The organism is Nocardioides sp., assembly GCF_035703625.1.
Taxonomy (GTDB): Bacteria; Actinomycetota; Actinomycetes; order Propionibacteriales; family Nocardioidaceae; genus Nocardioides.
The window spans coordinates 12,448-33,638 of sequence record NZ_DASSXS010000211.1; the positions used below are offsets into that span (position 1 = coordinate 12,448).

The following is a 21,191-nucleotide window of genomic DNA, read 5'->3' on the forward strand; positions in this document are numbered from 1 at the left end:
CCGGGAACGGCCCCTAGCGTGGGAGTGACGGCCAGCCGATGGAGGAGCCATGAAGACACTGCTGGTGCTCGGAGCCGGGACGGCAGGAACGATGATCGCCAACAAGCTCCGTCGGCGGCTCGACGACCACGAGTGGCAGATCAGGGTGGTCGACCAGGACGACCAGCACCACTACCAGCCGGGGTACCTGTTCATCCCGTTCGGCGGTTACCTCAGGGCGGACGTGGTCCGGACCCGGCACGACTGCCTCGTGGCCGGCGTCGAGCTGGTGGTGGGCGAGGTGGACCGGGTCGACGTACGCGAGGACCGCGTGCTCCTCCAGGACGGCCGCGAGCTCGGCTACGACTACCTCGTGATCGCCAGCGGTACGACGCCGCGCCCCGACCAGACCCCCGGGATGCTCGGGCGCGAGTGGCGCAGGAGCATCTTCGACTTCTACACCCTGGAGGGGGCAGAGGCACTCGCCGAGGCCCTCGCCGGGTTCGACCACGGGCGGCTGGTCGTGCACATCACCGAGATGCCGATCAAGTGCCCGGTGGCGCCCCTGGAGTTCGCGTTCCTCGCGGAGTCGTGGCTACGCGAGAAGGGCGTGCGGGACGCGGTGGAGCTGGTCTTCGTGACTCCCCTGGACGGTGCGTTCACCAAGCCGATCGCCTCCGCCCAGCTCGGTTCCATGCTCGACGAGCGAAAGATCCACCTGGAGACCGACTTCATGGTCGAGCGGATCGACGACGAGCACAAGATGCTGGTGTCCTACGACGGGCGCGAGGTGCCGTTCGACCTGCTGGTCACGGTCCCGTTGAACATGGGCGCGGACTTCGTCGCCCGGTCAGGCCTCGGCGACGAGCTGAACTACGTGCCGGTCGACAAGCACACCCTGCTGTCCGTGGAGCACGACACGATCTTCGCGGTCGGCGACGCCAACAACATCCCGGCATCCAAGGCCGGCTCGGTGGCGCACTTCTCCGTCGAGATCTTCGTCGACAACTTCCTCGAGCGCGTCTCCGGCAAGCCGATGACCGGTTCCTTCGACGGACATGCCAACTGCTTCGTCGAGTCCGGTGACGACAAGGCCCTGCTGATCGACTTCAACTACGACACAGAGCCTCTCACCGGCAAGTACCCGCTGCCGTACGTCGGTCCGATGAGCCTGCTCAAGGAGACCCGCGCCAACCATCTCGGGAAGCTGGCCTTCCGACACATCTACTGGAACGTGCTGCTGCCCGGCCGCCCGGTCCCGCTGCCCGCACACATGTCCATGGCCGGGAAGAACACCCCGAAGAAGGAGGCGTAGACCATGCCCACGACGACGATCGACGGCCACACCATCGAGGTCAACGACGAGGGATTCATGACCGACCCGAGCGAGTGGTCCGAGCCCCTGGCCACGTCGCTTGCCGCCCAGATCGGGATCGAGCTGTCCGACGCGCACTGGAAGGCCATCCGCTTCCTGCGGGAGGACTTCGCCAGTCGCGGGGAGACCGCGACCCTGCGCAGGATCAGCGTCGTGGGGGGCATTCCCACCAAGTCCCTGTTCCAGCTGTTCCCACAGAAGCCGGCCAAGAAGCTGGCCTACGTCGCGGGCCTGCCCAAACCGCACGGCTGCGTCTGATCACCAGCACAGTGGCAAGGAGACGAGAGACATGACAACCACACAGACCGCTCCGATCGTGCCCACGTTCGGCACCGTCGACTCCGACCGCAAGCTCGCCATCATCTGCTCCAAGGGAAACCTCGACATGGCCTACCCCGGCCTGGTCCTTGCGAACGCCGCCCTCGGCGAGGGCATCGAGACGCATCTCTTCTTCACCTTCTGGGGCTTCGACATGATCAACAAGGAGACGATGGGGGACCTGAAGTTCACGCTGCTCGGCAACACGGCGACACACATGCCCCAGGGCCTCGGCGGGCTGCCGGGCATGACCGCGATGGCCACGCACCAGATGAAGAAGTCCATCGCGGAGATCGGAGTCCCGGAGGTACCGGAGTTCCTGCAGCAGATCGTCGACTCCGGCGGTCATCTCTGGGCGTGCCGGATGTCAGCCGACATGCAGCACCTCGAGCAGGACGACCTGTACGACGAGGTCGAGGGCATCATCAGCGCCTCGGACTTCATCGAGATCACCACCGGCGCGCAGCTGCTCTTCATCTAGCCCGGGAAGCGGGTCGCTTCGCTCAGCGCCCGAGTCCGCCCCACCATGCCCGGGCCGTGTCCGAACCTGGTGCCGCAACCCCATGCCGCCGTGCGGGTCGGTGCCCGACCACCGCGCGAGCCAGCGCCTCATCTGGACGATCTCGGCGTGCTGCTCGTCGCGGAGCCGTCCACGGAAGGAGGTCCTCCGCCGTCAGAACCCTTGCGCCAGCCGGTAGTAGGTCTGGTTCCAGCGGAGCTCCTGGGTGAAGCGCCGCGCGTCGGTGTGCTCATCGATCAGCACGAGTTCGGTGCCCACCATCTCCGCAAGGTCCCAGAGGTGTTCTGTGGTCAGCGCGGTCGACAGCACCGTGTGGTGCGGACCTCCCGCCGTCAGCCATGCCTCGGTGGAGGTCCGCAAGTCTGGTGCTGGCCGCCACACCGCACGCGCCACGGGAAGTCTGGGCAGGGGTTCGTCGGGTGGGACGACCTCGATCTCGTTCGCGACCAGCCGGAACCGGTCGCCCAAGTCCGCCATGCCGAGTACGACGGCGGCCCCCGGGGCGGCGTCGAAGACCAGACGTACCGGATCCTCGCGCGCGCCGATGGACAGGGCATGGATCTCGAGTGTGGGCTGCTGATCCGCGATAGTGGGGCACACCTCGAGCATGTGCGCGCCCAGGATCTTCTCCTCCCCCGGCACCAGGTGATAGGTGTAGTCCTCCATGAAGGAGGTCCCGCCCGGAAGGCCCTCGGCCGTGGCCTTGAGGGCTCGTACCAACACCGAGGACTTCCAGTCACCCTCGGCCCCGAAGCCGTAGCCGTCGGCCATCAGACGCTGGACGGCCAGGCCGGGCAGCTGCCGGAGACCGCCGAGATCCTCGAAGTTCGTGGTGAAGGCGCTGAATCCTCCCTCGGTCAGGAAGTTCCGAAGTCCGAGCTCGATGCGGGCGCCGTAGCGCAGTGACTCGTGGCGCTCTCCCCCACGCCGGAGCTCGGCCGCGACCGAGTAGCACCCCTCGTACTCCGACGTCAGAGCGTCGATGTCTGCGTCCGTGACGTCTTCCACGACGTCGACGAGATCGTTGACCCCGTAGGTGTTGACCGAGACCCCGAAGCGCAGTTCGGCTTCAACCTTGTCGCCCTCGGTGACAGCGACGTTGCGCATGTTGTCGCCGAACCTGGCCACCCGCATGGCACGGAGCGCGGCATGCCCGACGGCGGCGTGGGACCACTCTCCGATGCGTCTCGCGACCGCGGGGTCCGACACGTGTCCAGCGACCGTCTTGCGACGCACCCCGATGCGAGTCTGTGCATAGCCGAACTCGCGGTCGCCGTGCGCGGCCTGATTGAGGTTCATGAAGTCCATGTCGATGTCGGACCATGGCAGCTCGACGTTGGCCTGGGTGTGCAGGTGCAGCAGCGGCTTGCGGAGAAGGTCGAGCCCTGTGATCCACATCTTCGCTGGACTGAAGGTGTGCATCCACGCGATCACGCCCACGCACGAGTCGTAGGCGTTCGCCTCGAGCGCCAACCTGCGGATCGCACCTGCGTCGGTGAGGACGGGCTTGGGCACGATCCGGGGTGGGATTTCGTCGGCCTGGCCCAGGGCCTCGGCGATCTGCAGGGACTGACCGGCCACCTGCCTCAGGACGTCGTCGCCGTAGAGTCCCTGGCTCCCGGTCAGGAACCAGATCTCGTTCGAGCCGCTCACGTTCACCGTGCCGACCTCCTCTTGCTCACAGTTCAGTCAGTGCTGCCCGTACACGTTCTGGTAGCGCGCGTAGAGGCGGTCGATGTCGGACTGCTCCAGCGGCAGCGGCTCGCCGAGCTGCCGGGCAAGGTGGACCGTCCGGGCCACGTCCTCCACCATGACCGCAGCCTTGACGGCGGCCCTCGCGGTGTCACCGACGGTGAAGGGGCCGTGGTTCTGCATCAGCACCGCCTTGGAACGGCTCTTCCGCAGCGTCGCCACGATGCCCTCCCCGATCGACTCGTCGCCGATCAGGGCAAATGGACCGATCGGCACCTCCCCGCCGAACTCGTCGGCGATCATCGTCAGCACACACGGGATCGGCTCCCCCCGGGCTGCCCACGCGGTCGCGTACGAGGAGTGTGTGTGCACCACTCCCCCGACCTCGGGCATGGACCGGTAGACGTAGGCATGCGCCGAGGTGTCGGAGGATGGTGAGTAGTCGCCCTCCACGAGCTCGCCGTGGAGGTCGGTGACCACCATGGTGTCGGCGCTCAACGCGTCGTAGGGAACGCCGGACGGCTTGATCACCATCAGGTCATGGCCCGGGACGCGCGCCGACACGTTGCCGGCCGTCCAGATCACCAGCTGGTACCGGGTCAGCTCGGAGTGCAGCTCCGCGACCGTCGCCCTCAGGTCCTGGATGGTTCCGCGGATGTCTTCGGTGACGGTCACCGCCGTACCCCCGCCACGATCTCGTCGAGCTCGGTGCTTGCCTCGGCACTGCCGCCGTGTGCGGCGCGTCTGCGCTCCTTGAGGCGGTGCATCACGTCGTTGGCACCCCGGCCGAAGTAGTCGTGCAGGAGGCGGTACTCCGCGAACAGCTCGTCGTAGGCTCGCGAGTTCTCGGGGATGGGTCGGTACGTGTTCTCGTGCACCCGTCCCATGGCACCGGCCGCGGCATGCACGTCTGGATGGACACCGGCAGCCACGGCAGCGTGAATGGCCGATCCGACAGCGGGTCCTTCGCTGGACCTGATCGTCGACAGTGGCATCTTCGTGACGTCGGCGTAGATCTGCATCAGGAACGGATTCTTGAGGAGCCCTCCCGCGATGATCAGCTCGTTGACGGGCACGCCAGCTGCGTCGAACGTCTCGATGATCGCCCGGGTCCCGAAGGCTGTGGCCTCCAGGAGCGCCCGGTACATCTCCTCAGGACGAGTGGCGAGTGTCTGACCCACCATGACACCAGACAGCTCGTGGTCCACCAGGACCGAACGGTTTCCGCTGTGCCAGTCGAGCCCGATCAGCCCGTGCTCCCCGACGCGCTGCCGGGACGCGAGCCCGGTGAGGTAGTCGTGCACGTCCTGACCGTTCTGCCGAGCAGCCTTCTGGTACGACTCCGGTACGCAATTGCTGACGAACCAGTGGAAGATGTCACCCACGCCGCTCTGGCCGGCCTCATAGCCCCACATCCCGGGCACGATGCCGCCGTGCACGGCGCCGGCCATCCCCGGGACCTCGCGCAGCGTCTGGCTGCTCATCACGTGACAGGTCGAGGTGCCCATGATGGCGACCATCTGGCCAGCCTCCACTGCTCCCGCTGCCGGCGCGGTCACGTGAGCGTCGACGTTGCCGACCGCAACTGCGATCCCTTCGGGGAGTCCGGTCCACTTGGCGGCCCGAGCTGACAGGCCACCGGCGCGGTCTCCGAGCTGAGCGACGCGGTGACCGATCTTGTCAGTGACGAAGCCGGCGAAGGCCGGGTTGAGTGCAGCAAGGAAGTCCGTGGACGGGTAGGTCTCGTCCTGATAGATCCCCTTGTAGCCGGCCGCGCAGGCGTTGCGCACGTAGGTACCGCACAACTGCCAGACGATCCAGTCCGCCGCCTCCACGAAGTGGGCCATCGCCTCGTAGATGTCCGGGGCCTCCTCGAGAAGCTGCAGGCCCTTGGCGAACTCCCACTCCGATGAGATGAGCCCGCCGTAGCGCGCCAGCCACGGCTCGCTCCTGTCCCTGGCGGTCTCGTTGATGCGGTCTGCGTGCGCCTGCGCGGCGTGGTGCTTCCAGAGCTTGACGTAGGCGTGCGGGTCGCCCGCGTACTCGGGCAGCTCGCACAGCGGGGTGCCGTCCGCCAGGGTGGGCAGGATCGTGCACGCCGTGAAGTCGGTGGCGATGCCCACGACGTCCGTCGGATCGATCCCCGCTGCGCGGACGGCCTCAGGGACGGCCACCCGCAGCACCTCGAGGTAGTCCCCAGGGACCTGCAAGGCCCAATCGGGGGGCAGCTTCGTCCTGCCGCCGGGCAGCACCCGGTCGACGACGGCGTGGCGGTACGGATGTACGGCGCTGCCCAGCTCCTGCCCATCGCTGACACGCACCACGACCACACGACCGGACAGGGTGCCGAAGTCCACGCCGACGGTCGCGGCAGACGAGCGTCCGGGGCTACCCCTCATCGTTCGCTTCCTTTCCGCACCGGGTACCTGCAAGAAGTCCGTTCATGTGAGCGCTAACCCTCCGCCGCGTCCCGCACCTCGCGGTAGCGCTCGCGCACGGGCTCCCCACCGCCGAGTGCCGGAATCGTGGGCAGGTCGTCACGCCGCAGCGCGGACCAGGGAGGTGGAGTCCCGCATCCGGACAGCACCCACGCGGCCTGCATGGCAGCCCCGCTCGCGACGTACTCGCCAACTTGTGGCACCGCCACGTCGAGTCCGAAGACCATCGGCGCAATCTCCCGGACGGCCCTGGATCGAGCACCGCCGCCGACCAAGACCAGGCGGTGTACGACGACTCCCTGGCGCCGGAGCTCATCGACACTGTCGGCGAGCCCACACAGCATGCCCTCGACCGCGGCCCGCGCGATGTTGGCCGGGGTCGTGTTCCCCGACCGCAGGCCGTGGAGCGCTCCCGTGGCGTCAGGACGGTTGGGAGTGCGTTCGCCTTCGAGGTACGGAATCAGGACCAGCCCCTCCGCACCGGGACGCGCGGACAGCGCCAGGCTGGACAGCTCCTCGTGGTCCACAGAAAGGATCCGGCACGCCGCGTCGAGGACGCGGGAGGCGTTGAGTGTGGCGCACAGCGGCAGGAACCGGCCCGTCGCGTCGGCGAACCCGGTGACCATTCCGGAGGGGTCGCTCACCGGCCTCTCGGTGAGAGCCGACACGACTCCCGAGGTCCCGATCGAGAGGACCACGTCTCCGGGCCCCAGGCCCAGGGCGAGCGCCGCGGCAGCGTTGTCCCCCGCACCGGCACCGAGCAGGACCTCCGGGCCGAGGCCCGTCACCGCGCCCGGGGCTGCGTGACCGGCGGCGTCGGTCGGCCCCAGGACCTGCGGCACCACGGCGCCATGACGCAGCGCGCGCTCGAGCATGTCGAAGTCGTAGCGACCGGTCAGCGGTGACCAGTAGCCGGTGCCGGAGGCGTCCGACCTGTCCGTCGTGAGCGACGCCAGTCCGTCGGAGCCTGCAAGCCTCCAGGTGAGCCAGTCGTGCGGCAAGGCCACGGCCGCGACCCGCTCGGCGCAGTCTGGTTCGCTACGAGCCAGCCAACGCAGCTTCGACACGGTCAGCGAGGCGACCGGCACCGAGCCCATCTCCTCGGCCCACCAGCGAGCACCCGCCTGCTCGTCACCGTCGCCCATCTCCAGAACCAGCTCGCGCGCGTCGGGAGCTGACCTGGTGTCGTTCCAGAGCAAGGCGTCACGAACGGGACGGCCCTCGTCGTCGAGGGTCACCATCCCGTGCTGCTGGCCGGCAACCGACACCGCGGAGACGTCGTGCAGCCCGCCCGCGTCCTCGACCGCTGCCTGGAGGGCCTCCCACCAGCAGTCCGGGGCGACCTCGGTGCCGTCCGGGTGAGCGGCCCTGCCTGACCGGACGAGCGCTCCGGAGTCCGCGTCAAGCACCACGACCTTGCATGCCTGCGTGGATGAGTCCACGCCCGCCACGCGCGCCATGGGCTCAGCGGGCTCCGAGCAGGTGCTCGGTCGCGAGCTGGTTCAGCCGTACGAATCCGTAGGACCGCTCGGCGGCAACCTCCACGTCGAAGTCGTCGAAGGACGGGTGGTCGGCGAGCAGGTCCGCCGTCGACTCTCCCTCTCCGAGGGTCGGCTGGGAGAGTTCGCCGATGCCGGCTGCCTCCATCGCCTCGGCGACGTCGGGGTCGCTCCGGAAGGCCAGTGCTCGTTCCTTGAGGAGGAGGTACATCCGCATGTTGGCCTCGGCGGACGCCCACACGTCGTCGTACCCCTCGGTCCGGGACGGCTTGTAGTCGAAGTGACGGGGGCCGTCGTAGCGGGGTCCGCCCGACGGGAAGCCGTTCTCCAGCAGGTCAACGGTGAAGAAAGCTGAGACCAGGTCGCCGTGCCCGAACACGAGGTCCTGGTCGTACTTGATGCTTCGCTGACCGTTGAGGTCGAGATGGAAGAGCTTACCCGCCCACAGGGCCTGCGCGATTCCGTGCGTGAAGTTGAGGCCGGCCATCTGCTCGTGGCCCGTCTCGGGGTTCACGCCGACCACGTCGCCGTGGTCGAGCTCGGCGATGAAGCCGAGGGCGTGGCCCACGGTGGGCAGGAAGATGTCGCCACGCGGCTCGTTCGGCTTGGGCTCCAGCGCGATCCGCAGCCCGTACCCCTGCTCCTTGACATAGCCCGCCACCGAGTCGATTCCCTCCCGGTAGCGGTCCAGGGCCGCACGTACGTCCTTCGACCCGTCGTACTCCGACCCTTCACGGCCGCCCCACATGACAAAGGTGGACGCGCCCAGCTCCGCAGCGAGATCGGTGTTGCGCAGCAGCTTGCGCAGGGCGTACCGCCGCACCTCCCGATCGTTGGACGTGAGGGCGCCGTCCTTGAAGACCGGGTGCGAGAAGGTGTCGGTGGTGATCATGGGCACCACGAGGCCGGTCGCTCGCAGCGCCGCGCCGAACTCGGCGAGCAGGTGTTCACGAGTGGCCTTGTCCGACCCGAACGGAACCAGGTCGTCGTCATGGAAGGTGACGCCCCAGGCGCCGAGGTCAGCCAGCTTGTGGACCGCGTCGATCGGGTCCAACGGCTCTCGGGACGCCGAGCCGAACTGGTCCTGCGCGGTCCAGCCGACTGTCCACAGCCCGAACGAGAACTTGTCGTCCTGGGTTGGCCGACGCATCGCCCCTCCTGGATTGCGGACATTTGTTGTGTCAATGAACTTATGTGGTGGCCGCCGCGGCCGTCAAGACCGAGCCCGGAGGGTGTCCGTGGGCGGACGAGACCTGGTTCAGGACCCTCACCAGACGCGGATGCGGGTGCTGCCGCCGGACAGCGTGGCGAGTGGGCCGGCCGGGTATGCGGTGCCCTGCTCCTTGCCGTGACCGAGCAGGTCGGTGTCGAGGGCCACCGGAGATCCGTCGGGTTCCTCGAAATCGCCGTCGGCGAGGCGCACCCGTGGCAGGTCGCGACCGGCGACGGGGCCGGTCAGCGGAGCGGCGAGGGCGTCGGGCAGCTCGACCTCCAGGTGCACATGCCCACCCTCCTCGACGACCGAGAGCGAGACCGTCTCGTGCGTGACGACCGCGTCGCACTCCCCCTCGTACGGCGCCGCACCGTTCGCGTACGCATTGTGGTGGATGTAGGCGGGCTGCTTGACGCCATGGAACCGCTTGTGGTCTCCCGAGGTCGCGTTGACCTCCTCGAGGTAGGCGGCAAACGTGGCGGGATAGCCGTCGTAGCCCTGGGTGCCGTAGGTCGCGCGCTCGTGTGCCTCGCTGCCGGGTCGATACGCGAGGGCTGCGTCACCCCCGAGGAACATGTTGCCGATGTAGCGGTCGTCTCCCCCGCAGATCACCGCGTATCCGCTGACCTGGGTGCTGTGCGGGCGGTGATAGGGGGTCGCCCGGTCAATCACGGGATCCAGTCGCACGGCTCCAGCCACGAGGTTGTTGACGTAGGCCCCTCCCTGGCTCCAGACCTCCAGCGCGACGCGGGACGCGAGCACGTTGTGGTCGACCATGTACGGGCCGTGGCTGACCTCGACGAACAGGTCCCTCGTGTTGGCGTAGAACAGGTTGCGTGCGACTCGGGTTCCCTGGGTCTGCCAGTCGAGCCAGGCTCCGAGCGTGCAGTGGTCGATCCGGTTGTGGCGGATCTGTACGTCGATGGCTGCATGGAGCTTGATCCCGGCGATCTCGTACCCGTAGAACTCGCGCTTGGTCGCGATGTGGTGGATGTGGTTGTCCTCAATGATCGAGAACACCGCCCCCAGATGCCCGACGATGCCGTTCTGGCCGCAGTCGAAGATCGTGTTGCGACGTACTGTGTGCGAGCCGATGTGTTCGCGGTCCCACCCGGCCTGCCGGGCAGAGAACACGGACTCGAGCTGGTACTGGTAGCCGGGCTTGTCGCCGCGGAGCGTCGCGTAGTTGTGCCCGGTCGACGCCTCCTTGCCCAGCGAGATCGCTGAACACTTCGAGTCGTGGATGAGGTTGTCCTCGATGATCCAGCCCTTGGCCCAGTTGGGCCCGATCAGACCCGGCTGGTCCGCGGTCGGCGGCGCCCAGGGCGTGGCGGCCTGGGCCATCTCGAAGCCGCGCACCGTGATGTAGTCGAGATGGTGCTGCATGGGGTAGAAGACCGAGCGGCGCACGTTGATCTCGACGAGCTCGACGGTGGGGTCGGCGCCCTGGAAGTTGGCCCAGATGGTTGTCGACTCCTCCCCGACCTCGGCGGACCAGACGTAGCGGGTCTGCTCGACGTCGAGGACCGGCTCGGCAAGCCCCGTCCAACCGTCGACGGCCTCGCTGCGGGCCGGCGCCGTGGAGACCGCCGCGGGGTCATCCACCTCATAGAAGCTGCGCCCGTTGAGATAGACATCGCCGAGATGCTTGCGCCGACCGTGTGGGGGGTGCACCAGCCAGTCTCCGCCGACTTCCTCGGCGAAGGGGTTGAAGCGGCCGAACAGGGCATTGGGAACCTCCGCCCGCCAGACGGTGCCGTCCTCCCGGGCCCACTCCGCGATGCGCTCCGACCCCTTGATGACCACCCGCTCCCCCGCGGCCGCCTCATAGGTGATGCGGCGTCGATCGCTGCGCCCGCCACGGGCGGGCGTCACCCACTCGCGATACTCGCCCTCGTGGACCCGCACGGTGTCGCCGGGCTGGGCGAGGGCGGCGGCCGCATTGATGGTCCGAAGAGGCGCGCTCGCGGAGCCTGCGGCGCTGTCGGATCCGGTCGTGGCAACGTGGAACACGGTCATCGCGCTGGTGCCTTTCCTTCTACGGGTGGTCGATCGGTACTGCTACGACAGCAACGTCGAGCAGTGGCCGGAGGATGGTGAGGGATAACCCGGGGAGCAGGGGAGCCCGGGCCTCGGCCCGGTGGGCGACCACAGGGTGACCGTGTCACGAAGGCCTGCCCGCAGCGGCCGCGCGCGGTGTCAGGACACCTTCATCACGATCATGCTCCACGATGCGGGCGGAAGCGCAGCCTGCAACGCGGTTCCGACGACCTGCGCGGAGCTGTGTGGCTTCGGCGACACCCGGTCGGGTGCGTCCATCGTGTTCACCGCGAAGAGGTCCTCGTCCCACAGCATCCTGGCCTCCACGAGCTCCACCCTGCCGAAGGCGCGCAGCTCGCTGGAGAAGGACACCGGCTCCGAGGGGTGCCGGTTGACGACGAACACCACCAGGCGTTCCTCGGCGGCGTCGTACGTGGCCACGGAGTCCAGGACGCACACCTCGCCGTGCTGGCTGGTCACCAGGGTGGGGGCGGCGACCCGGGGCTGGAGCACCTGCCCTTGCGCGTGCCTCGCGGTCAAGGCGAACGGATGGAAGATCGACTGCCGCCACGCCGGTCCATTCTCCTCGGCCCGGATCGAGCCGATCGTGTTGACCAGCTGGGCCTGGCATGCGGCCGTCACTCGGTCGCTGTTCCTGAGCAGCGTGATGAGCAGAGAGCCGACCACCACGGCGTCGAGGACGGTGTAGGGGTCCTCGCTCAGCCGAGGCGCCACCGTCGACCACTCCTCCGGCATGCCCTTCTGCTGGAGCTCCCGCAGGTACCAGACGTTCCACTCGTCGAAGGAGATGTTGATCTTCTTCGAAGAGGAGAGCTTTGCGCCCACGTGGTCCGCGGTGGCGATGACCTCGCGGATGAACAGGTCCATGTTGACGGACGAGGCGAGGAAGCTGGCGACGTCGTCACCCTCGAGCTGGTAGTAGGCGTGGGCCGAGACGAAGTCCACGACGTCGTAGGTGTGCTCCAGGACGGTGGCCTCCCACGCACCGAACGTCGGCATGGCGCGGCCCGAGCTGCCGCAGGCGACGAGCTCCAGGCCGCCGTCGAGCTGACGCATGCCACGCGCCGTCTCCGCCGCCAGCCGCCCGTACTCGTCCGCCGACTTGTGGCCCAGCTGCCAGGGCCCGTCCAGCTCGTTGCCCAGGCACCACATGCGGATGTTGTGCGGCTCCTTGGCTCCGTGCTCGATGCGACGGTCCGAGAGGTCCGTCCCGTGCGGATGGTTGGCGTACTCCAGGAGCTCGAGGGCCGCGGTCAATCCTCGGGTACCGAGGTTGACCGCCATGATGGGCTCGATATCGGCCTTGCCCGCCCACAACATGAACTCGTTGAGGCCGAACGCGTTGGTCTCGATGGTCTTCCAGGCGGGGTCGAGTCGGCTCGGACGTCGCTCGACCGGGCCGACACCGTCCTCCCACTTGTAGCCGGACACGAAGTTGCCGCCCGGGTAGCGGACTGCGGTGACGCCGAGCTCACGCACGAGCTCGAGGACGTCGCCGCGGAGGCCGTCGTCGTCCGACGTGGGGTGGCCGGGCTCGTAGATGCCGCCGTAGACGCACCGGCCCATGTGCTCCACGAACGAGCCGAAGGTGCGGCGGTTGACCGGCGCCACCGTGAACGCCGGATCGATCGACAGCTTGCCGTCCTGCATTGCTTCTCCTGTGCTCGGGTGATCACTGGTGGACCGGCGAGTGACTTCCTCGACCCCACCCCGCCGGGCTCGCGGCGTCCCGGGCGTCAGCGGTCCAGCCGGCGCCCGGGATCGACCTCGACCTACTCGCTGAGCTGGTTCTCGAGGTCGGTCTGCGCCTGGTCGAGTGCCTCGTCAGCCGGGACACCTTCCTCGAAGATCTGGCTGTAGGTGACCGTCGTGAACATGTCGTCGACCGCGGGAAGGTTCTCGCTGGTGAAGGAATCGAAGTGGCCGATGTCCCCCCTGTACTGATTGAGCACGTCGAAGAGATTCGTCTGGAAGTACTGGTTGAACTTGTTGTTCGGGTCATGGGTGACCTTCTTGTTCGTCCACACCGACGTGTTCACCGGGTCGAATCCGAGCACCTCCCAGACGGCCACGTTCGCCTCCGGCGACAGCTTCGCGAACGCGAGCCACTCCGTGGCGATCTCCTTGTCAGGAGAACTCTCAGGCACTGCGGTCCCGGTGCCGCCGCCGCCGATGGTCGCAACCTCGGCGTCCTCGAACACAGGCGCGGGTGCGATCGCAATGTCACCCTTCAGGTCCGGCATGTAGTCGACGAAGCGTGAGGTGTACCAGGCGGGGTAGACGATCGCCGCGTAGTCCCCGTCATTGATGGCGCCGTAGGCCTCCTCGGCATCGGGGCTACCTCCGGGAATCGTGGAGATCGCTCCCGCCTCCTGCATCTCCTGCTCGAACTCGAGGGTCTCCACGACCTCGGGGCTGTCCACCGCGACGGTGCCGTCCTCGGCGAACAGGTTGCCGCCCTTCTGCGCGATCATGAGGGGCTCGACCATGTTGACTCCGGTGCTGGCGACCCCGAACTCGCGGCCGGTCTCCTTGTTGTAGGTGGTGCCTGCCTCCTGGAAGTCCTCCCACGTCTTGATGGTCTTGTAGTCGATCCCGGCCTTCTCCAGCAGCGCGGTGTTGTAGAAGGCGACGAAGGCGCCCACGTGGGTCGGGAACCCGCGGAGTACGCCATCTCGGGTGTAGAGGTCGAGACGGGCCTGGACGACGTCGTCCTCGTACGGCTCTGCTGCCTCGGTCAGGTCGGACAGCGGCGACTCGCCGCCCTTGACATAGTTCGAGAACTGGTTGACCTCGATGTCGACGAGGTCCGGCAGCCCGGACCCGGAGTTCACGGCGAGCTGCAGCTTGTTGTGCATGTCCTCGTAGGGATACACCGTGACCTCGAGATCGATGGGCCGGTCCGGGTTTTCTTCGTTCCACCGCTCGGCCATCTGCTCGTAGTAGGTGGCGTGCAGCTCGGCGAACACCCACATCTCGAGGTTGTACCGACCCTCCGCGTCCGGCCCGCCCTCGTCACTGGAGCCGTCGCCACCGCAGGCCGCCAGCAGGAGGGCTGCCGCGAGTCCCGTGGCGAGGAGCGAGGTGAATCTGCGGGATCTAGCCATGATGTGTCTCCATCTCTGTGGTGGTGTCGGTCAGCCCTTGAGCGCCCCGGCCGTCATCCCGGCGACGAAGAACCGCTGGAACAGCAGGAAGAGCACCAGGACGGGGAGGAGCGAGAAGAAGGAACCGATGATGAGCAGCTCGTAGTTGTTCGCATGTGGGGTGAGCAGCGTGTTGAGCCCGATCGGCAGCGTGAACTTCTCCCTCGACCGCAGCACCAGCAGCGGCCACAGGAAGTTGTTCCAGATCACCATGCCGTTGAGGATGGCCATCGCCGCGAAGGCCGGCTTCGCGATAGGGACGACCACTCTGAAGAAGATGCCGAACTCCGTGACGCCGTCGACCCGGCCGGCCTCGAGCAGGTCCTTGGGGATGCCCAGGAAGTACTGCCGGAAGTAGAAGATCGTGACCGAGGCGGCGAGGAACGGGAACACGATCACGGAGTACGAGTCGGCGAGGCCGACGTCGTTCACCATCACGAACAGCGGGAGCATCATGATCTCGAAAGGCACGGTCATGAGCAGCAGCACGGAGATGAACAGGATGTTCTTGCCCCGGAAGTCGTACACCGCGAAGCCGTAGGCGACGAACGAGCTCACCAGGAGGGTGCCGGCCACCTGCGCCGCTGTGAGCAGGATCGAGTTCGCGAACCACCTGAAGTAGGGGCCGGAGTCGGTGAAGAGCATCACGTAGTTGTCCAGGGACAGGGTGGCGGGGTCGATGTCCAGGGAGAGACCCTTGCGAATGATCTCGTTGCCGTCCTGGAATGTGCCGACGAAGATCGCCAGGAGCGGCACGAGCACGATCAGGGTCAGGACGACCAGGAACCCGGTCTGGATGGCAGAGTGCAGGCCCCTCGGGAGTGGGTACTTGCCGCGCCCGCCTCGCTCGGCACCCATCACGAAGCCTCCTTCTTGAAGGTCCCGGTGAGGGTGAGGAAGGTGAGGTTGATGGCCATGATCAGGACGAGGAGGACGACGCCGACGGCGGAGGCGAATCCCAGGTCGTTCTCCTCGATCCCTCGTCGGTAGAGGTAGCCCACGACGGTGAGCCCCTGGTTGTTGGGCGAGTTGTTGCCGGCGTAGAGCATGAAGCTCTCGAGGAACATCGCCAGGCCGCCGTAGATGCTGATCGTCGTCACGTAGATCATGATCGGCTTGAGGTTCGGGATGGTGATGTGGAAGAACTGCTGCACCCGGCTCGCCCCGTCGATGGACGCAGCCTCGTAGTACTCCTCGGGGATCGACTGCATTCCCGCGAGGAAGTAGAGGATGTTGACCCCCGCGTATCGCCACAGGGCCAGCATCAGGAGTGCGGTCAGCCCTCCGAGGTCCTCGCGCAACCACCTGACCGGTCCCGCGCCGAAGAACCCGATGACCTGGTTCATCAGGCCGGAGTCGGTCTCGGCGAACATCAAGCGGAAGATGATGCCGGCGACCACGACCGAGGTGAGCGCGGGTATGAACATCGATGCCTTGAAGACCGCTTTGACGCGCGAACTGCCGATCTTGGAGTTGATCAGCGCGGCCAGCACCAGGGGGATCGGGATCAGGAGCGCGATGGTGAGCACCATGTAGCGGGCGCTGTTGTAGAGCGCCTGCCAGAAGATCCGGTCGTTCCAGAGCCGCTCGTAGTTCTCGGCGCCGACGAAGGTTGCCTGCCCGAACAGCACTTCCTGCGTACTCATCATGAACGTTCGTGCGAGCGGCACCATCCAGAAGGCCAACAGGGTGATCACGAACGGTGCGATGAACAGGTACGGCGCCAGGCGCTGGGAGTACAGCAGGTTCTTCATCCGGCGCGGGCGACGGCCGGATTTCCCGCGGGTCAGGTCGGCAGAGCTCGACGCTTGCCTCTCCGCCGAGTCCGAACCGGGCCGCGACTCCACGGTCGCCGCAGGGGACCTGTCCGTGCTCGTCACGTGACCAGCACCCGCCCCCCGGCGGCCCGGCCGGCGGGGTCGTGGGCCGCAGCGGCCGATCCTTGTGCACACGAACCCGAACCACGCTGGCCCTGGCTGGTCCAGCACACGGTCCTCGTCCCACACGAGCACCTGTCGTCACGGGTCGGCCGACGCATCGCCCCTCCGTATTGGCGGACAAATTAGTTGTGCGAATGAACTTATGCGGTGCCTGCGGTAGCGTCAAGACCCATGCAGCGGATGACAACCACCCCCGGGGCACGTCAGGCCACGCTGCGCAGGCACAACCTCCGGCTCGTGCTGCGGGAGGTGCTCGAGGCATCCGTTCCCCCTTCACGTGCTGACGTCGCCGCGCGCACGGGCCTCACCCGCGCGACCGTTTCGGCGCTCGTCGACCGGCTGGTGGCGGCTGGAATGTTGACCGAGCTGCCACCCGTGACGGGGCGAGGCGCAGGACGACCCGCCGTCCCCCTCGTCGCCGCTGGCGGCACGTTCGCGGCCATCGGCCTGGAGATCAACGTCTCCTACCTGGGCGGCCGGGCTGTGGACCTGTCGGGCCGGACGCTGGCCGAGCGCCTGGAGGTGCGCGACTTCCACCAGAGCAGCCCCAGCAAGGCCCTCGACCTCCTGGCCTCGATGGCACGCGACATGATCAAGGAGATCAGGGCGAGCGGTGTCCGGATCGTCGGCGCGGGCATCGCACTGCCCGGCATCGTCGACCGCGAGCTGGGCACCCTTCGGCTCGCCCCCAACCTTGGCTGGCGCGACCTGCAGCTCGCCGACGTACTGACTCGCTCGCCCTTCTCCTCACTGGAGGTTGTCGAACTGGCCAACGAGGCGAACCTTGCCGCCTGGGCCGAGGCTTGTGCTCACCCTGAGGCCCGGCCGAGCTTCCTCTACGTCTCAGGTGAGGTGGGCATCGGCTGCGGTCTCGTCTACGACGGGCAGGTGTTCCAGGGACGACGGGGCTGGAGCGGCGAGCTGGGACACACGACGGTTCAGCCGGACGGCCCGCCGTGCGCCTGTGGATCTCGCGGCTGCCTGGAGGGGTACGCCGGCCGCGATGCTGTGATGACGGGTGCGGGTCTCGACCCGTTGACGCCCGTGGAGGACCTGCTCGCCCTCCTCGAGGCGGGCAGCGCCGACGCTGGTCGGGCCGTGGATCGCGCCGGCTGGGCCCTCGGGGTGGCCCTGGCCAACGCCGTCAATCTCGTCGACATCGACGAGGTGGTGCTCGGAGGTTTCTACGCCCCACTGGCGGAACGGCTGACACCAGCGGTCGCCGAGCAGCTGCAGACGCGGGTCTTGTCCGCCGCCTGGTCCCGACCCCGGGTACGTCCGGTCGCGAGCGGGCAGCAAACGGCGATGACCGGAGCGGCGCTGTCGGTGCTCCAGAGCCTCTTCGACGACCCCAGTTCATGGGGGGCGGGCGCGGACGCGCCGCCGAGCGTCGGCAGCGCGGCCGCGCAGTAGGCGGACGCCGGAGACCGGGCGCTGCGAACACCTTCCGACGGCGCCGCGCCTCGCCGTGGGGCTGCCCTGCGGGCCGCGACGAGAACGCGCCCGTGACCTCAGGCGATGACAAGGACCTTGTGCCCGCGTCTGGACACGGCCGTTTCGAGTGCCGCAGCTGCCTCGGCAAGGCCAAAGCGGTGACTGACGATCTGCCCCAGGTCGACCGCTCCGCCCTGGGCGAGCCGGATGGCCCGTGGGTACACCTCCCCCATCCGACGCGACATGAGGATGGACAACCCCTTTCGACGCGCCAGGGAGGCCTGGAACGACGTCTGGTCTCCCTCCGGGATACCCACGAGCACGACACGGCCTCCGGGGCGGACTGCCTGGAGGGCGACGTGGACCGCCTGATCGGTGCCGGCCACCTCGAACGACACATCCACGGCTGCGTCTTGTCCTGACCAGGGCGCTCCAGCTTCCAGGAGCTCCTCTGGCGCGAGGACCACCTGCGCCCCCAGGTCGCGCGCCAGGGCTCGGCGATGCGGCAGCGGGTCCACGGCCAGGACGGAAGCGCTGCCGGAGGCCAGGAGGAGCTGGAGGAGCAGGAGGCCGATGGGACCACATCCGACGACCGCGGCGCGGTCACCTGCCCGAACGTGGCCGAGGTCGAGGGCATGGAGTGCTACGCCCAGCGGCTCGAGCAACGCCCCCTCCTCGGCGTTCATCGACTCCGGCAGTGGATGCAGGAGGGACGTCGGCCAGGAGACCAGCTCCTGCAGGCCGCCGTCCTGCTCGCCGTGCCCGGCGAACACGACGTCCGGGCAGAGATGCCTCAACCCGGCGGCACAGGTGGGGCAGCGTCGGCACGGAATGGACGGGTCGACGGCGACGAGCCGGCCGTCGAGCTCTCCGCCCTCGACCCTGCCGGAGAACTCGTGTCCGAGGACGAGGGGCCGCTGCATGCTGGCGTCGCCGATGCTGCCCTCGGAGAACCAGTGCAGGTCCGAGCCGCACAGGCCGATCGCCTGCACCCGCACAAGCGAGCGGCCGGCGGCCTGATGCGGCGGCTGCTCGTCGCGCACCCGCAGGTCCCCGACCCCGTGCAACCTGGCCACCTTCACCGCAGGCCCCCTTTCCGTTTCCGAGCGCCGCCCACGCGGCACGGTCCAGGACCGCCCACGATCCACCGGCCTCAGGACGTGATGTCACGCCGAGTGATCTCACCGTTGACCCGACGGCTCACGTTCAGCGAGTTCCGGTCGCGCAGCAGCTCGGGAAGGAGGCCACCGGGGATGTTCTGGAAGCACACCGGGCGCTGGAATCGTCGTGCCGCCGTGGTGCCGACACTGGTATGGATCGAGCCGACGGTCGCGGGGAACGGCCCACCGTGCTGCATCGCCCACGACACGGCGACGCCGGTGGGCCAGCCGTTCCACACCACGCGGCCGGCCCGGCCTTCCAGCAATGGAAGCAGCCTGGCCGCGACGTCTGCATCGTCGTCGGAGCCGTGCACTGTGGCCGTGAGATTGCCTCGGAAGAGCGACGCCGCGGCGTAGAGCTCGTCGTCGTCCGCGTACTCGACCACGATCGACGTCGGCCCGAAGCACTCTTCCAGCAGCTCCGCGGCATCCTCGATCAGCCGCGGCACGGTGGTCTTGAACAGTGACGCGGAAACCCCTCCCTCCGACTCGTCTCCGGTCACCAGCGCCTCCAGCCCGTCTCGTGCGCGAAGCCTGGCAAGACCCGCTGTGTAGCCCTGGTGGATCCGCTCGTTGAGCATCGGGGCGGCAGCCACGTCCTCGGCGGCTGCCACGATCTCCTTCTCCAGGCCGTGCCCGGTCGGCAGCAGGAGCAGCCCGGGCTTGGTGCAGAACTGTCCCACGCCCAAGGTGTAGGAGGCGACGAAGCCGGCGGCGATCTCGGAGCGCCGCTCCTCGAGGGCGCCGGTCAGGACGAACGCGGGATTCAGACTTCCGAGCTCGCCGTAGAACGGGATCGGATCCGGCCGGTTGGCGGCGACCTCATGCAGGGCCAGCCCCCCGGCCACCGAACCTGTGAAGCCACTCGCCTTGATTCGTGGATCACCCAGGGCCTCGACGCCGACCCGGTCACCGTGGACGACGGCGAGCGTTCCCTCGGGGGCCCCGGCCTCCCGGAGCGCCGTGACCATCACCTCGGCGACCGCCTCGGACAACCGTGGATGGCCGGGATGGCTCTTGACCAACACGGGACAGCCGGCCGCGAGCGCGGAGGCGGTGTCCCCACCGCAGACGCTGAAGGCGAAGGGGAAGTTGCTGGCGGCGAAGACCAGGACCGGGCCCAGTGGGACGAGCATCCGCCGAAGGTCCGGACGGGGAATCGGCTCCGCGTCCGGGTCGGCGGTGTCGATGATCGGCTCGTGCAGGGCTCCTTCCGCGAGGGCCTCGGCGAAGAGCCGGAGCTGCCCGGAGCTGCGGGCGATCTCTCCCCGCAACCGCTGCTCGGGGAGCGCGGACTCCTCCACGGCGAGCGGGACGAGGCGGTCTGCGGCGGCGTCGAGCGAGTCCGCTGCGGCGAAGATCCACGCCGCGCGCTCCGCGGGCAGCGCCGCGGCAACCGCGGGCGCCGCGGCCGCCGCGGCAGTGAGGACCTGCTCCAGCTGGTCTGCGGTGGTATTGGGAAGCTTGGTCATCGGGTCTCCTCGGGCATGGCCTCGGCCACGCGGTCGTTGAGCCACTGGAAAGGCTCCTTGCCACACTCCACTCGATTCACGAGCCTGCCGACCTCCTCGATCTCGATCTCGACGACGTCGCCGGGCTGCAGACTGAACTCCAGCCCGGGGACGATCCCCGTCCCGGTTGCCAGCGCGGCGCCGTCAGGGAAGTAGTTGGCTCGGCACAGGAAGTCCACCAGCTGAACCAGAGGACGGGCGAGCTGAGCGGTCGATGTCTCACCGGCGAATACCTCGGCCCGGTCGCGGCGGACCACCAGGGAGATGGCGAGGTTGGCGGCATCAGGCACCTCCCAGGCGGGCCTGATGCCCGTCGCGAGCGCGGCCGCGCCGGCGAACACCTTGGCCTGGGGAAGATAGAGCGGGTTCTCGCCCTCGATGGACCGTGAGCTCATGTCGTTGCACACCGTGTAGCCGACGATCTCGCCGTACGCGCTCACCACCACGGCAAGCTCCGGCTCGGGCACGTCGTGCCCGGAGTCGGTCCGGATCCCCACGGGCTCACTGTCCGTCACGAGCCGCCAGGCCGGCGCCTTCGGGAAGAGCTCCGGCCGCTCCGCGGAGTACACCTTGTCGTAGACCGACTGCTCCGCGCTCTCCTCCATCCGCGCCCCTCGCGAACGGGCATAGGTCACGCCGGCGCACCACAGCTCGGCGCGGCCGTCCAGTGGGGCGAGCAGGCGTACGGACGCGACCTGGATCGGCTCGCCGGAGGCGGACTCGACGGTCGAGCGCAGCGCGTCGCGCCGCATCGCGAGAATCTCCGCCATGGAGCCGACACCGCTCACCGGCGTGATCCAGTCCTCCCGGCGGACCCCGACCACGGGGCCATCCCCACCGTCGTAACGGACAAGGTGCATCGGCTGCTCCGTCTCTCTCGCTCGGGACCCGGACTCGGGCACCCT

General features: G+C 68.1%; 17 protein-coding genes. 4 read left to right on the forward strand and 13 right to left on the reverse strand.

Annotation, left to right across the window (positions count from 1 at the left end; all coding sequences use genetic code 11):
• Positions 1-49 precede the first annotated feature (49 nt).
• The 3 genes from sqr to VFN12_RS10460 are packed head-to-tail and all read left to right on the forward strand — an operon-like array spanning position 50 to position 2,153.
• A complete protein-coding gene (gene sqr, locus VFN12_RS10450) occupies positions 50-1,294 on the forward strand; it encodes a type III sulfide quinone reductase, selenoprotein subtype (protein WP_325118603.1) in 1,245 nt (414 codons plus the stop codon).
• 3 nt (positions 1,295-1,297) lie between these two features.
• Positions 1,298-1,612 (forward strand): TusE/DsrC/DsvC family sulfur relay protein, encoded by a 315-nt coding sequence (locus VFN12_RS10455; RefSeq protein ID WP_325118604.1) that lies wholly within the window; start codon positions 1,298-1,300, stop codon positions 1,610-1,612.
• Positions 1,613-1,643: 31 nt separating this feature from the next.
• A complete protein-coding gene (locus tag VFN12_RS10460; protein ID WP_325118605.1) occupies positions 1,644-2,153 on the forward strand; it encodes a DsrE/DsrF/DrsH-like family protein in 510 nt (169 codons plus the stop codon).
• A 192-nt stretch (positions 2,154-2,345) separates the two neighbouring features.
• Here VFN12_RS10460 and araA read toward each other — a convergent pair whose 3' ends face one another.
• From araA to VFN12_RS10510, 10 genes are all read right to left on the reverse strand, one after another.
• Positions 2,346-3,851 carry an L-arabinose isomerase gene (gene araA, locus VFN12_RS10465; RefSeq protein WP_414690032.1) on the reverse strand — a complete coding sequence of 502 codons (1,506 nt, stop codon included), beginning with the start codon at positions 3,849-3,851 and terminating at the stop codon, positions 2,346-2,348.
• Between the two features lie 30 nt (positions 3,852-3,881).
• Positions 3,882-4,559 carry an L-ribulose-5-phosphate 4-epimerase gene (locus tag VFN12_RS10470; protein ID WP_325118607.1) on the reverse strand — a complete coding sequence of 226 codons (678 nt, stop codon included), beginning with the start codon at positions 4,557-4,559 and terminating at the stop codon, positions 3,882-3,884.
• Entirely contained in the window at positions 4,556-6,283 is a 1,728-nt protein-coding gene (araB, locus tag VFN12_RS10475) for a ribulokinase (protein WP_325118608.1), read from the reverse strand. Before araB ends, VFN12_RS10470 begins: the two co-directional genes overlap by 4 nt.
• Positions 6,284-6,336: 53 nt before the next feature.
• Positions 6,337-7,764: a xylulokinase gene (xylB, locus tag VFN12_RS10480; protein WP_325118609.1), complete on the reverse strand. Its 1,428-nt coding sequence runs from the start codon at positions 7,762-7,764 to the stop codon at positions 6,337-6,339.
• Between the two features lie 22 nt (positions 7,765-7,786).
• Positions 7,787-8,971: a xylose isomerase gene (gene xylA / locus VFN12_RS10485; protein WP_325118610.1), complete on the reverse strand. Its 1,185-nt coding sequence runs from the start codon at positions 8,969-8,971 to the stop codon at positions 7,787-7,789.
• Between the two features lie 117 nt (positions 8,972-9,088).
• Positions 9,089-11,053, reverse strand: a complete 1,965-nt coding sequence (locus VFN12_RS10490) for a right-handed parallel beta-helix repeat-containing protein (protein WP_325118611.1) — start codon at positions 11,051-11,053, stop codon at positions 9,089-9,091.
• Between the two features lie 180 nt (positions 11,054-11,233).
• Entirely contained in the window at positions 11,234-12,745 is a 1,512-nt protein-coding gene (locus tag VFN12_RS10495) for an alpha-N-arabinofuranosidase (RefSeq protein WP_325118612.1), read from the reverse strand.
• A gap of 122 nt (positions 12,746-12,867) precedes the next feature.
• Entirely contained in the window at positions 12,868-14,202 is a 1,335-nt protein-coding gene (locus VFN12_RS10500; protein ID WP_325118613.1) for an ABC transporter substrate-binding protein, read from the reverse strand.
• Between the two features lie 30 nt (positions 14,203-14,232).
• Complete coding sequence (locus VFN12_RS10505) at positions 14,233-15,099, reverse strand: carbohydrate ABC transporter permease (protein WP_325118614.1); 867 nt, start codon at positions 15,097-15,099, stop codon at positions 14,233-14,235.
• Positions 15,099-15,995 (reverse strand): sugar ABC transporter permease, encoded by an 897-nt coding sequence (locus VFN12_RS10510; RefSeq protein WP_325118615.1) that lies wholly within the window; start codon positions 15,993-15,995, stop codon positions 15,099-15,101. Before VFN12_RS10510 ends, VFN12_RS10505 begins: the two co-directional genes overlap by 1 nt.
• A 357-nt stretch (positions 15,996-16,352) precedes the next feature.
• On the opposite strand from VFN12_RS10510, the gene VFN12_RS10515 reads away from it, so the two are divergent.
• Complete coding sequence (locus tag VFN12_RS10515) at positions 16,353-17,594, forward strand: ROK family transcriptional regulator (RefSeq protein ID WP_325118616.1); 1,242 nt, start codon at positions 16,353-16,355, stop codon at positions 17,592-17,594.
• A 98-nt stretch (positions 17,595-17,692) separates the two neighbouring features.
• Here VFN12_RS10515 and VFN12_RS10520 read toward each other — a convergent pair whose 3' ends face one another.
• The 3 genes from VFN12_RS10520 to VFN12_RS10530 form a co-directional block, all read right to left on the reverse strand.
• Positions 17,693-18,697 (reverse strand): zinc-dependent alcohol dehydrogenase, encoded by a 1,005-nt coding sequence (locus VFN12_RS10520; RefSeq protein ID WP_325118617.1) that lies wholly within the window; start codon positions 18,695-18,697, stop codon positions 17,693-17,695.
• Positions 18,698-18,768: 71 nt separating this feature from the next.
• Positions 18,769-20,247 (reverse strand): aldehyde dehydrogenase (NADP(+)), encoded by a 1,479-nt coding sequence (locus VFN12_RS10525; RefSeq protein ID WP_325118618.1) that lies wholly within the window; start codon positions 20,245-20,247, stop codon positions 18,769-18,771.
• Positions 20,244-21,146 carry a fumarylacetoacetate hydrolase family protein gene (locus VFN12_RS10530; protein ID WP_325118620.1) on the reverse strand — a complete coding sequence of 301 codons (903 nt, stop codon included), beginning with the start codon at positions 21,144-21,146 and terminating at the stop codon, positions 20,244-20,246. Before VFN12_RS10530 ends, VFN12_RS10525 begins: the two co-directional genes overlap by 4 nt.
• Between the last annotated feature and the right edge of the window lie 45 nt (positions 21,147-21,191).